Origin of the sequence: Streptomyces sp. NPDC057682 (assembly GCF_042799575.1) — a bacterium.
Lineage (GTDB): Bacteria > Actinomycetota > Actinomycetes > Streptomycetales > Streptomycetaceae > Streptomyces.
The window spans coordinates 40,462-54,336 of sequence record NZ_JBHVIN010000001.1; the positions used below are offsets into that span (position 1 = coordinate 40,462).

The 13,875-nt window shown below is 73.6% G+C and carries 12 protein-coding genes; 1 reads left to right on the forward strand and 11 read right to left on the reverse strand.

Features of this window, described 5'->3' with window-relative positions; translation table 11 throughout:
• Window position 1: 1 nt before the first annotated feature.
• The 11 genes from kynU to ACFVDM_RS00235 form a co-directional block, all read right to left on the reverse strand.
• A complete protein-coding gene (gene kynU / locus ACFVDM_RS00185; protein WP_383630700.1) occupies window positions 2–1,198 on the reverse strand; it encodes a kynureninase in 1,197 nt (398 codons plus the stop codon).
• Window positions 1,191–2,039 carry a tryptophan 2,3-dioxygenase family protein gene (locus ACFVDM_RS00190; protein WP_383630703.1) on the reverse strand — a complete coding sequence of 283 codons (849 nt, stop codon included), beginning with the start codon at window positions 2,037–2,039 and terminating at the stop codon, window positions 1,191–1,193. Before ACFVDM_RS00190 ends, kynU begins: the two co-directional genes overlap by 8 nt.
• 155 nt (window positions 2,040–2,194) lie before the next feature.
• Window positions 2,195–2,608, reverse strand: a complete 414-nt coding sequence (locus ACFVDM_RS00195) for a DUF3151 domain-containing protein (protein ID WP_383630706.1) — start codon at window positions 2,606–2,608, stop codon at window positions 2,195–2,197.
• A gap of 123 nt (window positions 2,609–2,731) precedes the next feature.
• Window positions 2,732–4,273 carry an MFS transporter gene (locus ACFVDM_RS00200; protein ID WP_383630709.1) on the reverse strand — a complete coding sequence of 514 codons (1,542 nt, stop codon included), beginning with the start codon at window positions 4,271–4,273 and terminating at the stop codon, window positions 2,732–2,734.
• A gap of 125 nt (window positions 4,274–4,398) precedes the next feature.
• The gene (locus ACFVDM_RS00205) at window positions 4,399–5,565 is read right to left on the reverse strand and encodes a MalY/PatB family protein (protein ID WP_383630713.1); all 1,167 of its coding nucleotides are present in this window, start codon (window positions 5,563–5,565) and stop codon (window positions 4,399–4,401) included.
• Window positions 5,566–5,661: 96 nt separating this feature from the next.
• Window positions 5,662–6,684 carry a class II fructose-bisphosphate aldolase gene (fbaA, locus tag ACFVDM_RS00210; protein ID WP_383630716.1) on the reverse strand — a complete coding sequence of 341 codons (1,023 nt, stop codon included), beginning with the start codon at window positions 6,682–6,684 and terminating at the stop codon, window positions 5,662–5,664.
• Window positions 6,685–6,885: 201 nt separating this feature from the next.
• Window positions 6,886–7,425, reverse strand: coding sequence for an orotate phosphoribosyltransferase (gene pyrE, locus ACFVDM_RS00215; protein WP_383630719.1), 540 nt, complete (start codon window positions 7,423–7,425; stop codon window positions 6,886–6,888).
• Between the two features lie 59 nt (window positions 7,426–7,484).
• The gene (locus ACFVDM_RS00220; RefSeq protein WP_383630722.1) at window positions 7,485–8,282 is read right to left on the reverse strand and encodes an aldose 1-epimerase; all 798 of its coding nucleotides are present in this window, start codon (window positions 8,280–8,282) and stop codon (window positions 7,485–7,487) included.
• A gap of 83 nt (window positions 8,283–8,365) precedes the next feature.
• Entirely contained in the window at window positions 8,366–9,490 is a 1,125-nt protein-coding gene (locus ACFVDM_RS00225) for an SRPBCC domain-containing protein (RefSeq protein ID WP_383630725.1), read from the reverse strand.
• 88 nt (window positions 9,491–9,578) lie between these two features.
• Window positions 9,579–11,174: a polyamine aminopropyltransferase gene (locus ACFVDM_RS00230; protein ID WP_383630728.1), complete on the reverse strand. Its 1,596-nt coding sequence runs from the start codon at window positions 11,172–11,174 to the stop codon at window positions 9,579–9,581.
• Window positions 11,175–11,258: 84 nt separating this feature from the next.
• On the reverse strand, window positions 11,259–11,783 hold the full coding sequence (locus ACFVDM_RS00235; RefSeq protein ID WP_383630731.1) for a DUF2617 family protein: 525 nt from the start codon (window positions 11,781–11,783) through the stop codon (window positions 11,259–11,261).
• An 812-nt stretch (window positions 11,784–12,595) separates the two neighbouring features.
• Between ACFVDM_RS00235 and ACFVDM_RS00240 the strand changes: the two genes are divergently transcribed.
• The gene (locus ACFVDM_RS00240; RefSeq protein ID WP_383630734.1) at window positions 12,596–13,810 is read left to right on the forward strand and encodes a pyridoxal phosphate-dependent aminotransferase; all 1,215 of its coding nucleotides are present in this window, start codon (window positions 12,596–12,598) and stop codon (window positions 13,808–13,810) included.
• Window positions 13,811–13,875: the final 65 nt, after the last annotated feature.

The following is a 13,875-nucleotide window of genomic DNA, read 5'->3' on the forward strand; positions in this document are numbered from 1 at the left end:
CCTACGCCGAGGGAGCGGCCAGCACGTCCGCGAGCACGCGCGCCGCGCGTTCCGTGTCCGCGAACCCCACGTACAGCGGGGTGAATCCGAACCGCAGCACATCGGGGCGGCGCAGGTCCCCCACGACCCCGCGCGCGATGAGGGCGCGCATGACCGGTTCGGCGTCCTCGCACCGCAGCGCGATCTGGCTGCCGCGTTCGGCGTGCGCGGCCGGGGTGACGGAGGTGACCCGGTCCCGGGGCGCGTACGCCTCGACGCATTCCAGGAAGAAGTCCGTCAGGGCCAGCGACTTGGCGCGCACGGCCTCCACGGAGACCCCGTCCCAGACGTCCAGGGAGGACTCCAGGGCCAGCATGGACAGGATGTCGGGCGTTCCGGTCCGGCCGCGCACGGCCCCGTCGGCGGGGGTGTAGCCGGGGGTCATGGCGAACGGGTCGGCGTGCGAGGTCCACCCGGGCAGGGGCGAGTCGAAGGCGTCCTGGTGGCGGGCGGCGACGTAGAGGTACCCGGGCGAACCGGGGCCGCCGTTCAGGTACTTGTAGGTGCAGCCGACGGCCAGGTCGACCCCGTGCGCGTCCAGGCCGACGGGCAGGGCGCCCGCGCTGTGGCAGAGGTCCCAGACGGAGACCGCGCCCGCGGCCCGCACGGCGGCGGTGAGACCGGGCAGGTCGTGGAGCCGGCCGGTGCGGTAGTCGACGTGGTTGAGCAGTACCGCGGCCGTCCGGGGCCCCAGCGCGTCCGGCACGTCGGCGGGGGCGACCGGGGTGATGCGGTGGCCGGTCATCCGGGCGGCGGACGCGGCGATGTAGCCGTCGGTGGGGAAGGTGGCGGCGTCGACCAGGATCTCGTCGCGGCCCTCCGGCGCGAGCCGGCAGGCGGCGACGACGGCCTTGAAGACGTTCACGCTGGTGGAGTCGCCGACGACGATCTGCCCCGCGGCCGCGCCGACGATCGGGGCGATGCGGTCGCCGATCCGCTCCGGCGCGGTCCACCAGCCGCTCTCGTCCCAGGACCTGATGCGCAGTTCGCCCCACTCACGGGTGAGGACCTCCTGCATCCGCGCGGGGACGTGCCGGGGCAGCGCGCCCAGCGAGTTGCCGTCCAGGTAGACGGTGTCGTCGAGGGTGAACAGCGCCCGCAGCGGGGCGAGCGCGTCGGCGGTGTCGAGCGCCTGTGCGCGCTCCTGGAGGTCAGACATGGCTGCGGGCCGTCCAGAGTTCGGGGAACACGTTCTTCGTGGCGCGCTTCTCCAGCCAGGCCACCCCGGCCGAACCGCCCGTGCCGGTCTTGGAACCCATGGCGCGGCGGGTGGCGACGAGATGGTCGTTGCGCCAGCGCCACACGAGTTCGCCGACGTCCGTCAGCGCCTCGCCCAGCCGGACCAGTTCGCCGTGCTGGTCGGGGTCGGCGTAGATCTCCGCCCAGACGGCCTCGACCTCGGGCGAGGGCTCGTACTTCAGGGTGAGATCGCGTTCGAGCACGGACGGCGGGATCGCGTACCCGCGCCGGGCGAGCAGGGCCAGCGTCTCGTCGTACAGCCCCGGTTCGCCGAGCGCCTTCTCCAGTTCGGCGTGGACGCGGGGCGCGCCCCGGTGCGGCACGAGCATGGACGCGGACTTGTCGCCGAGCAGGAACTCCATCCGCCGGTACATCGCCGACTGGAAACCGGAACCCTCGCCGAGGGCGGACCGGTAGGAGTTGAACTGGGCGGGGGTGAGCTGGGCGAGCGGCGTCCAGGAGGCGTTCAGCGCCTCCAGCTCCCGCACCGACCGCTTCAGCGCGTCGCGCGCCACCGTCAGCCGGTCCTGGCGCAGGGCGTGCGCCGCGGTCTCCCACTCATGGACGATGACCGTGAACCACAGCTCCATGACCTGGGTGGTGACCAGGAAGACCATCTCGCCGGGATCGTCCGAGCGGAGGTGCTGGAGGTGGGTGAGAACATCCGCCTGGACATAGTCCTCGTACGGAGTCGTTCCCGCGAAGTCCAGGTGCGGGGTCGCCGCACCGGTGGCTTCGGGGTCGGGGTGGATCGTCGACATCGCTGTCTCCTCGACACGAGCTTCCGGGTAGCGGTCCGCCCCTTCCGGTGAGGAAGTGGAGCCCCGGTCCCCTGTTCGCATCCTAACCACGGCCCCCGCGAACGCGCAGGCCCCGCGGACGGCGGCGTCCGCGGGGCCCACAGGGCGGGAATCGGCTAGCCGAGGGTTTCGGCGGCGGTCGGCGAGGAGTCGCGCAGGAACGTCGAGCAGCGCTCGTACTCGTCCTGCTCACCGATGGCCTGCGCGGCACGCGCGAGGGCGTGCAGGGCGCGCAGGAAGCCGCGGTTCGGCTCGTGCTCGAACGGGACGGGGCCGTGGCCCTTCCAGCCGGCCCGGCGCAGCGCGTCCAGGCCGCGGTGGTAGCCGGTGCGGGCGTACGCGTAGGACTCGACGACCCGGCCGCCCTCGAAGGCCTCGTCTGCGAGCTGCGCCCAGGCCAGCGAGGAGGTCGGGTACTTCGCGGCGACGTCGGCGGGCGCGGTGCCGGCGGCGAGCAGGTCGCGCGGCTCCGGGTCGTCGGGCAGGTGGGTCGGGGGCGGGCCCCCGAGCAGGTTCTCGTGGATCGACATGGGTTCCAGTGTGCCTGTCCCGGGCGCCGCGCGGGGCACGCCGGTTCGGTCCGCGCCGGTTCGCGCCGCGCGGGGCACGCCGGTTCGGTCCGCGCCGGTTCGCGCCGCGCGGGGCACGCCGGTTCAGTCGGCGTCGGTCGTGGCCGTGCCGCCGTCCGGGCGGGCGGTCTCCGGCGCGGGTTCCAGCGGCGGGCCGGCGACGCCGCAGTGCACGGTGCACTCGGGCCGGGCGGCGTCGCGCACGGCGGGCGCGGGGTCGCGGACGGTCGCCCAGGCGATCAGCGCGCCGGCGGCCAGCAGCCCGGCGCACATCGGCATGGCCCGCCGGAAGGTCGCGGCGAACTCCCCGGCGTCCCGGTAGGCCTCCGGCCCCATCCCGGCGAGCAGCGGCAGCGCGGCCACCGCGATCAGCCCGGCGGCGCGGGCGGCGGCGTTGTTGATCCCGCTGGCGAGCCCGGCGCGGGCGGTGTCCACGGAGGCCAGGACGGTCGCGGTGAGCGGGGCGACGACGACGACGAGCCCGGTGCCGAGGACCACGACGGCGGGCAGGACGTCGGTGAGGTAGCCGGTGACGGAGGCCGAGCCGGGCCCCACGCGCAGCATCAGCAGCATGCCCGCGGCGGCGATCAGCGGCCCCGCGGTCAGCGGGATGCGCGGCCCGATGCGCTGGCCCAGTTCGCCCGAGGCGGCCGAGAACAGCAGCATCAGCAGGGTGGTGGGCAGCAGCGCGGTGCCCGCGCCGAGCGCCGAGTAGCCGGCGACGACCTGGAGCTGGATCGCGGAGAGGAAGAAGTAGCCGCCGAGCGCCGCGTAGACGCACAGGGTGACCACGTTGACGGCGGTGAACTGCCGGGAGGCGAAGACCGACGGCGGGAGCATCGGGTCGGCCCGCCGCCGCTCGACCCCGACGAAGACCACGCCGAGCACCACCCCGCCCACCGCCGCGCCGATCACCGCCGGGGAGGCGCCCCGCCCCGGCGCCTCGATCAGCGCATAGGTCACCAGGGCCAGCGCGAGCGCCCCGAGGGCGGCCCCGAGGACGTCGAAGCGGCCGTGCGCGTACGGATCGCGGGACTCCGGTACGTGGCGCAGCGCGACGGGCACGCAGAGCGCGGCGAGCGGCAGGTTGAGCAGGAACACCCATCGCCAGCCGGGTCCGTCGACCAGCCAGCCACCGACGAACGGTCCGACGGCGGCCCCGATCCCGCCGAAGCCGGACCAGAGCCCGACCGCGCGGGCCCGGTCGTCCGGGTGGAAGCTCGCCTGGATCAGGGCCAGCGAACCGGGGGTGAGCAGGGCGCCGCCCACCCCCTGGAGGGCGCGGGCGGCGATGAGCACGGCGGCGTTGGGCGCGAGTCCGCAGATCAGCGAGGCGACGGCGAACCAGACGACGCCCAGGACGAAGATCCGCCGCCGCCCGTAGCGGTCGCCGAGCGAGCCGCCGAGCAGGATCAGCCCGGCGAGCGTGAGCATGTAGGCGTTGACGGTCCACTGGAGCGCGGCCAGATCGGTGCCCAGGTCCTCGCCGATGCGGGGCAGGGCGACGTTGATGACGGTGGAGTCGAGCATCGCCATGCCGGAGCCGAGCACGGTGGTCAGCACCACCCAGCGCCCGGCGGCGGAGGCGACCCGGATACCGGGCCCGTCCGCCTCGCTGTTCGCCATGGCCCCAGCATCACCGCCGTGCGCGCGGCGGACCAGCGGGGTGGGCCGGACGCCCTACCCGGACGCCCCGGACCGCCCGGTTCCGATGGCGTACGCGGCGCACCGCACCCGCCGGCCCCGACGCCCTACGCGGCGGACCGCACCGTCTCGATCCCCCGGATCAGCGCCTCGATCCCGGCCAGCGCCTTGCTGCGGGGGCAGCCCACGTTGAGCCGGACGTATCCCTCGGCGCCGTAGACCCCGCCGGGCATGATGGCGACCCGTTCCTGTTCGACGAGCACGCGCTGCAGCGCCTCGTCGTCCGTGACGCCCGCCGCCCGTACGTCGATCCAGGCGAGATAGCCGGCCTGGGGCGGCTCCCAGCCCAGGCCGGGGAAGGCCCTGTCCAGCCGTTCGGCGACGAGGGCCAGGTTGCCGGCGACGTAGTCGCGCAGGGCGTCCAGCCAGGGCGCGCCCTCGCGGTAGGCGGCGATGTGCGCGGTCAGCGAGAGCACCGCCGGGGAGGCGAGGCCTTCCGCCGTCTCCATCCGGCGCAGATACTCCGTGCGGTCCTCGGGCCGTCCGATGAAGCCGTACGAACCGGTCAGCGCCGGGAAGTTGAAGGACTTGGAGCCCGAGGTGATGATCGCCCAGCGCCCCTCGCCCGCGATCCGCGACCAGGGCACGTGCGGGCGGCCGTCGTGGACGAAGTCGGCGTGGATCTCGTCGCTGATCACGGCGACGCCGTGGCGGGCGGCGAGCGCGGCCATGTCCGCCAGCTCCGCCTCCGCCCAGACCCGGCCCGAGGGGTTGTGCGGGGAGCAGACCACCAGGACCTTGCTGTCCTCCCGGGCCAGCTCCCGCTCCAACGCGGCGGTGTCCCCGAGCGCCACACCGCGCAGCTCCCGGCCCAGGCCGGTGATCGCCTTCCGGAAGCCGTCGTAGGTGGGGGTGTGGAGGACGACACCGTCGCCCTCGGAGGTCCACATCTGGAGCAGCTGGGAGAACTGGCTGAGCACGGAGGGCCCGTAGACGAGGGTCCCGGTGTCGATCGCGGTGCCGTACCGGGTGGCGTACCAGTGGGCTATCGCGGAGCGGAAGTCGTCCTGCCGCCAGTCGGTGTAGCCGAGGACGCCGTGGTCGAGACGGGCGCGGAGGGCGGCCAGCACCTCGGGGGCGGTCTCGAAGTCCATGTCCGAGATGGTGAACGGCAGCAGCCCGTCCACCCCGAAACGGTCCGCGACCCCGTCCCACTGGACGCACCAGGTGCCGCGGCGGTCGATGACGGTGTCGAAGTCGTAGGACGTGCTCACAGCTGTTCCCTCGGGTCGTGCGGGTGGGGTCCGGACATGCCGTGGGCCCGGACACCCCGAGGGGGTGCCGGGCCCACGCCGCACATCCGTACGGGACTACTTCAGCTTGGTGCCGGTGGACCGCAGGTTGGCGCAGGCCTCCGTGACGCGCTTGGCCATGCCGCCCTCGGCGGACTTGCCCCAGCTGCGCGGGTCGTAGACCTTCTTGTTGCCGACCTCGCCGTCGACCTTCAGCACACCGTCGTAGTTGCGGAACACGTGGTCCACGATCGGGCGGGTGAAGGCGTACTGGGTGTCGGTGTCGAGGTTCATCTTCACGACGCCGTTCTCCAGCGCGGTGGCGATCTCCTCGGTGGTGGAGCCGGAGCCGCCGTGGAAGACGAAGTCGAACGGGGAGGGCTTGCCGTACTTCGCGCCGACGCCCTCCTGGAGGTCCTTGAGGAGCTCCGGACGCAGGACGACGTTGCCCGGCTTGTAGACGCCGTGGACGTTGCCGAAGGACGCGGCCAGCAGGTAGCGGCCCTTCTCGCCCAGACCCAGCGCCTCGGCGGTGCGCAGCGCGTCGTCGACGGTCGTGTACAGCTCGTCGTTGATCTCGTGGGTGACGCCGTCCTCCTCGCCACCGGTCGGGGTGATCTCGACCTCAAGGATGATCTTGGCGGCGGCGGCCTTGGCCAGCAGCTCCTGGCCGATGGCCAGGTTGTCGGCCAGCGTCTCCGCCGAACCGTCCCACATGTGGGACTGGAACAGCGGGTTCAGGCCCTTGGCGACGCGCTCGGCGGAGATGTCGAGCAGCGGGCGGACATAGCCGTCCAGCTTGTCCTTGGGGCAGTGGTCCGTGTGCAGGGCGACGGTGACGTCGTACTTGGCGGCGACGATGTGCGCGAACTCGGCCAGGGCGACGGCGCCGGTGACCATGTCCTTGTTGTACTGGCCGCCCAGGAACTCCGCGCCGCCGGTCGAGATCTGCACGATGCCGTCGCTCTCGGCCTCCGCGAAGCCGCGCAGCGCAGCGTGCAGGGTCTGGGTCGACGTCACATTGATGGCCGGGTAGGCGAACTTGCCTGCCTTCGCCCGGTCGAGCATCTCGGCGTAGACCTCGGGGGTTGCGATGGGCATCTGTCCGCTCCTTGGGATGTGCGGGTGTGCGTTGCTGGTTCCCTGACCTGGGGGCGACGTCATCGTCGCCCCCATCCTCCCAGACTCTGGCCTGGGCTCCACCCGGTGTACTCCCCCAGCGTTCGGCGACCGGGTCTGAAGGGGTACGACAAAGGCGGCCGGTTTCACGTGAAACCGACCGCCTTCGCGAAGAACCGCAGGTCAGGACAGGTCGAGGTCCGGGACCGTGTAGGCGTGGACATACGGCAGCCCGGCCTCGGCGATGGCCGGGGCGGCCCCCCGCTCCACGATCACGGCGACGGCGACGACCTCGCCACCGGCCTCGCGCACCGCCTCGACGGCCGTCAGAGGCGAACCACCGGTGGTCGAGGTGTCCTCGACGACCAGGCAACGGCGGCCCTTGACGTCCGCGCCCTCGATCCTGCGCTGCATCCCGTGGGCCTTCTGGGCCTTGCGGACCACGAACGCGTCCAGCACCTGACCGCGCGCGGCGGAGGCGTGGAGCATCGAGGTGGCGACCGGGTCGGCACCCAGCGTCAGCCCGCCCACGCAGTCGTAGTCCAGCTCGGCGGTCGCGTCGAGCATGACCTGACCGACCATCGGAGCGGCCTTGCCGTCCAGCGTGATGCGGCGCAGATCGATGTACCAGTCGGCTTCGAGCCCGGAGGAGAGCGTCACCTTGCCGTGCACCACGGCCTTGTCCTTGATCTGCTGGAGCAGCTCAGCGCGTACGTCAGTCATGGCTACGAGGATAAGGCGCCGTGGGCACGGGGCGTGCCGGGCACGGTCCGCCCCGGCACTCAGAGCGTGCGCCAGCTCCAGGTGGTCGCGATCTCCAGGGGGTCGATGGGGGTGACGTAGCGCGGGTCGGTGTTCAGCCCGTTCGGCGGGCCCGACTGCGGTTCCACGCAGACCGCCTCGTCCTGCTCGTCGTAGACCACGACCCACTCGCTCGGGCTCTTCACCGTGAGCTCCAGCCGCTCCGGCCAGGTCAGCGTCACCTCGACGCCGTCGGGCATCCCGAAGCAGTCGTCCCAGGGGCCGGCCTGCGGCGGGATCCGGCGGCCGGTCGGCAGATGGTCGTCGCCGCGCTCCTCCTGCCAGGCGGCGTCGAACGCGATCCGGACGTCCCCGCCCTCGCCGAGGCTGCGCCGGAACCAGGGGTGCCAGCCGGCCTGCGCCGGGAAGGAGTCGCCGTACGTCTCGATGCCGAACGCGGCCGTCAGCGACGACTCGGTCAGCTCGAAGGTCTGGGTGACCCGCCCCGGGTACGGCCACGGGTCGGTCAGGTCGTAGTAGAAGGCGGCCTCGGTGTCGCTCGCGTGCGCGGTGCGCCACGCGGTGTCCCGGCCCGTGCCGTGGATGGCGTGCGGCGGCGCGGTCAGCGGGAGCCGGTGCAGCACACCGCCGTTGCGGAACTGCCCGTAACCGGTCCGTCCGCACCACGGCACCATCGGGAAGCAGCCGTAGCGCTCCCCCTGCCGCAGCAGTTCGGTCCCACCGATCCGCAGGCTGCCGATACGGCAGCCGTTGTCGGGATTCACGGTCAACTCTGCGTCGCCGGCGGCCAGCCGGACGCTCTTCTCGCTGCTGCTCACCCGACGACACTACTGGCGCGGCCCGGACCCGATCCAAACGTCGGCCACCGGGGGTGTCCCACCGGCCGGGCCGGAGCCACCCCCTACTTCCGGCGCCGCAGCGCCCGGCCGACCACCACCGCCGAGGCGAGGGCCAGCGCGGCCGCCGGGGCCACCCAGCGCAGCGTGGCACCCGCACCGGTCGCGTCCGGTGACGGCACCGGGGCGTACCGGCCGCGCGGCGGGGCGTGGTCGACCTCCTCCGCGCTGCGCCCGATCATCGTGCGCCGGGCGTGCGCGGCCTCGGCCGGAGGCCCGTCCGGAACGGTGAACTCGATCCCGGCCACCGGGTCCAGCGACGACGGCGGCACGGGGGCGTCGAACACGGACCCCCGCTCCTCGTCCGCCTCCTCGGCGGCCTCCTCGATGGCCTGCTCCACGGCCTCCCCGACGGCCTGCTCCTCGTCGGCGGAGACGGCGGGGGGCCTCTCGTCGGGGACGGGCTTCTCGTCCGGGACGGCCTTCTCGTCGCGGACGGGCTTCTCGTCCGGGACAGCCTTCTCGTCAGGGACGGGCTTCTCTCCGGACGCCCCGGAGGTCTTCTCGCCGCGGACGGGCGGCTTCCCGGCGGCCGGAACCGCCGTACCCGAAGCGGAGTCATCCGAAGCGGGGTCACCAGAAGCGGAGTCACCAGAAGCGGAGTCATCCGCAACGGAGTCGCCCGAGGCGGAGCCACCCGAGGCCCCGTCGCCTCCCTCCGCGCCGTCCTCCCCGTGGGCGGCCAGGGATTCCGTCACGAGTTGCCGCGCGAAGCGGTCCAGCAGGCGGTGGGCGGCCGAGAGGGCCGCGGCCGGGTCGAGCTCCAGGATGCGGCCCTCGCCGGTCGCGGTGCCCGCGAAGGTGATCGCCGTGCCGTCGTCGCGGGCGGTCAGGCGGAGGGTCAGGGACAGCAGGGCGGAACCGCCGCCGCGGGCCTCGGCGCCCTCGCCCTCCACGGAGAGGGCGTACGCCGCGCCGTCCGCCGCGTCCGGCGACGGGGTCAGCCGCAGCGCGCCCCGGTACGTGATGGTGTGGCCGCCGGCCCTGATCCTGAGCCGGCCGCTCAGCGGGCCCGCGGACGCGTCGGCGTCCCGCTGGAGCCCCGGCACACAGCGCGCGACACGGGCGGGATCGTCCAGCGCCCGCCGCAGGGCCGGAACCGGAACCGGTACGAACACCTCATGCTCCATGGCACCCGAGGCTACTCGGACCCCGGCCGCCGCGTCAGCGCTTCCGGACCGGCGCACCCCCTCCTCCCCCGGCCCGGCACACCCCCGCTCACCGCTCCCAGTACCGGGGGTGCACCAGCGTCGAGGGCGCCTGGTCCGGCAGCCGCCCGGCCTCCGCCAGCCGCCCGGCGTCCCGCAGCAGGGGGCCGGTCAGCGAGCGCAGGCGCGGGGCCCCGGGAGCCAGCCCGAGGCGCGGCACCGCACCGGGGGCCGCCAGCACGAACCCCCAGCCGTGCACCTCCCCGGCCCGGCGGCTCGACCGGTCGGGGCCGGCCGGGGACCCCGCGTACCGTCCGCTCACCCGGTAGGCGCGGGTCCGCAGCCCCGCCGCCCGGACCGAGGCCTCCACCGTCCAGAACGTGTGCGGCCGGCTCACCGGGGGGCCGCCGTGCACCACCAGCCGGCCACCGGGGGCCAGCGCCCCGGCGACCAGCCCGTAGAACTCGGCGGAGTACAGCTTCGTGCTCGCCGAGATCCCCGGGTCCGGGAGGTCGGCGATCACCACGTCGAAGCGGTCCCGCACCGTGCGCAGCCAGGTGAACGCGTCCCCGGTCACGGCGGTCAGCCGGGGGTCGCGGTAGGCGTGCGCGTTCAGCGCGGACAGGGCGCGGTCCGTCCGGGCCAACCGGGTGACGCCGGGGTCCAGCTCGACCAGCGTCACCCGGCGTACGTCCGGGTAGCGCAGCACCTCGCGGGCGGCCAGGCCGTCCCCGCCGCCCAGGATGAGCACCCGGGCGTGCGGCCCGTTCATCGCGGGGTGCACCAGCGCCTCGTGGTAGCGGTACTCGTCCTTGGAGCTGACCCGCAGCCGCCCGTCCAGATACAGGTCCAGGGAGTCCCGGCCCCTGCCGGTGAGCACCACTTCCTGGACCTCGGTCTGCACGGCGACGCGCACCCCGTCCCCGTACACCGCCCGCCGCGCCGCCCGTTCGAAGTCGTCGCAGAGCAGGGCCGCCGTGGCCAGTACGGCGATCACCCCGACGTTGGCGACGACCAGCAGCCAGCGCGAGCGCGTGGTGAGGTCGCGGCGGAACACCCACAGGACCAGTGCCCCGCCCGCCGCCGCGTTCACCGCGCCGGTGAGCAGCGCGCCGGTGAGCTGCCCGAACATCGGGAGCAGCAGGAACGGGAAGGCCAGTCCGCCGACCAGTGCGCCCACGTAGTCGGCCGCGAAGAGATCGGCCACGGCCCCGCCCGCGTCCTGCCGGTCCACCCGCTGGATCAGCGTCATCAGCAGGGGGATCTCCGCACCGATCAGAATGCCGATGGCCAGCGAGAACCCGACCAGGGCGACTCTCGACTCCCCGAACCAGGCGAACGAGGCGTAGAGCACCAGGGCGGAGAAGCCGCCGATCAGGGCGAGCGCCGCCTCGATCAGTCCGAACCCGACCGCCGCGTGGTTGCGTAAACGTTTCGCGAAGAGCGAGCCGATCCCCATGGCGAAGACCATCACGGACAGCACGACGGAGGCCTGGGTGACGGAGTCGCCGATCAGATAGGAGGCGAGCGCCACCAGTTCCAGTTCGTACACCAGCCCGCAGGCGGCGCAGATGAAGACGGCGGCCAGCACGAGGTACCGGCCGGTCCTCGGCCGCACGGGGAGCCGCGCCGCGCCCCCTCGCAGCGACACCTGCTGGTCGATCATGCCGCGAACGCTACGTCACGGACCCGTCGCCGCTTGTCACCCACAAGGGTGTAATCGGCGCACGCGCACCGGAGTTGGGCCCGGTCACAGCGCTGCCGCGGCCGGCATCCGCACACCGACCCGGGTCCGTGTGACCACGAGGCGCCCCTCCTGCGGATACGCGTGCCAGGTGCGCCAGCGCACCTGGCCCTCGGTCCGCTGGGCGAGCATCGCCGTGAAGGCGTGCGGGCTGCCGGGAAACGTTCCCGCCAGGCCGTGCGGGTGGTCGGCGACGAGCGCGAGCAGCTCCTGCGCCCGCCCGGCGAACGAACCCGGCGTGAGCGTCTCGACGCGGGCGGCGAACTCGTAGTCCCACTCCCCCAGCCGCTTGGAGACGCCGAGGGGCAGCGGGGTGCTGCTGCCCGGGATACAGGCGACGGTCTCGGAACAGTCGCCGTACTCCTCCTTGAGGAGCACCTGGTGGGAGGCGCCGAGCAGGCGCAGCTGCAACTGCGCGCCGCCGAGTTCGAGGTCGAGCACGGCGAGCGCCGGGAGCGGTTCGCGCCCCAGCGCCCAGGCCAGATCGGCGGCGCGGGTGTCGGAATAGGCCGTATGAAGGGTCGTGAGCATGGGTCGGCTCCGCAAAACACACATGGGACACGTGGACAGGGGGCGCCCCGACGTGGTGCACGTGGGAGGTGGGAAGCGCCCGATCAGGTCCAACTGGGGTCCGAGGGCTGAATGTTCTCTCTCATGAGGGAATCACGGACTACGCCGCACTCGCAGCGTTTTTGCCCAACTTGACGTGGTTTCCATCCCCCCGGGGGCCCTCCGGTTCTGATGTTCACCGCGCACGCGCCGGACGGCCAACAAAAAGGTGTCCGAAGGGACTTAGGGGGATTTCGATGCATCCCCCCGGTCCCTCCGAACACCTTTCTGCCGGACCTGACCGGACCGGCCGGACGGGCCCGCCCGCGCGGACCAGCTGCCCCGTGTCAGCTGCCTCCGCCGCATCCGCCCCCGCCCCCGCACGACGAGCCGCCGCCGCACGAGGAGCCTCCACCGCACCCGTGACCTCCGGAATGGCCGCCCGAGTGCCCCCCGGAGTGACCGCCCGAGTCACCGCCGCTGCCGCCGTCCCCGCCGCCGACCCACCAGCTGCCCCCGGCCGCGCCCCCGCTGCGCGCCCCGCGCCGGCCCCGGGGCGCACCGCCCAGCGGATTCCCCCGGCCTCCGGCGTTCGCCAGCCTCACGACGAGGAGCACGACCCCCACGATCACGATCACCCCGACGAGCAGAGCCACCATCGACCTCACGTCCTTCCGTCCCCGCGGCGGAGCCCCCGCTCCCTGCCGATTCCCGCGTGCCTGGGGGATGCCCCCGCCGCCGCCGCACCAAAGCCGACTTGAGCAACTCCAGAGCTTCCGCGCAGGATGACGTCCATGACACAGCGCCGACCGCTGCTCAACCGCCGCCTCGCCGAGTTCGGCACGACGATCTTCGCGGAGATGTCCGCGCTCGCCGCCCGCACCGGAGCCATCAACCTCGGCCAGGGCTTCCCCGACACCGACGGCCCCGAGGAGGTCCGCGAGGCCGCCGTCCGCGCCCTGCGGGCCGGCCACGGCAACCAGTACCCACCGGGCCCCGGCGTCCCCGAGCTGCGCACCGCGATCGCGGACCACCAGCTGCGCCGCTACGGCCTGGCGTACGACCCCGACACCGAGGTCCTGGTCACGGCGGGCGCCACGGAGGCCATCGCCGCCGCCATGCTCGCGCTGCTGGAACCGGGCGACGAGGTCGTCGCGCTGGAGCCGTACTACGACTCGTACGCCGCGTCCGTCGCCCTCGCCGGGGCCACCCGCGTCCCCGTGACCCTGCACCCCGAACCGTCCACGCGCACCTACCGGCTGGACCTCGACGAGCTGCGCGCCGCCGTCACCCCCCGCACCCGGCTGCTGCTGCTCAACACCCCGCACAACCCCACCGGCACCGTGCTCGACCGCGAGGAACTCGCCGCGATCGCCGAGCTGGCGTGCGAACGCGACCTCCTCGTGGTCAGCGACGAGGTCTACGAGCACCTGGTCTTCGAGGGCGAGCACATCCCGATCGCCTCGTTCCCCGGTATGCGCGAGCGCACGGTCACCATCTCCTCGGCCGGCAAGACCTTCTCGTTCACCGGCTGGAAGGTCGGCTGGATCACCGCGGGCGCGGAGCTGGTGGCGGCGGTCCGCTCGGCGAAGCAGTTCCTCACCTATGTCTCGGCGGGGCCCTTCCAGTACGCGGTCGCCGAGGCGCTGCGTCTGCCCGACGCGTACTTCGACGGGCTGCGCGCCGATCTGCGGGCCAAGCGCGACCTGCTGAGCGACGGGCTGGCCGAGGCCGGCTTCGAGGTCTACCGCCCCTCCGGCACCTACTTCGTCACCACCGGCATCGGCCCCCTCGACCCCACCGGCGACGGCTTCGCCTTCTGCCGCTCGCTCCCGGAGCGCTGCGGTGTGGTCGCCGTCCCGAACGCCGTCTTCTACGACCACCGCGAACAGGGCGCGCCCTTCGTGCGCTTCGCCTTCTGCAAGCGCACCGAGGTCCTGGAGGAGGCCGTGGCCCGGCTGAAGACGCTGGGGGCGGCCGGGCTCCCGCCCGCCCCGTCCCGGACATGACGGAGCCCGGTCCGGGGCGGTCCGCAGGGACCGCTCCCGGGCCGGGCCCGGTGTCGTGACGCGGG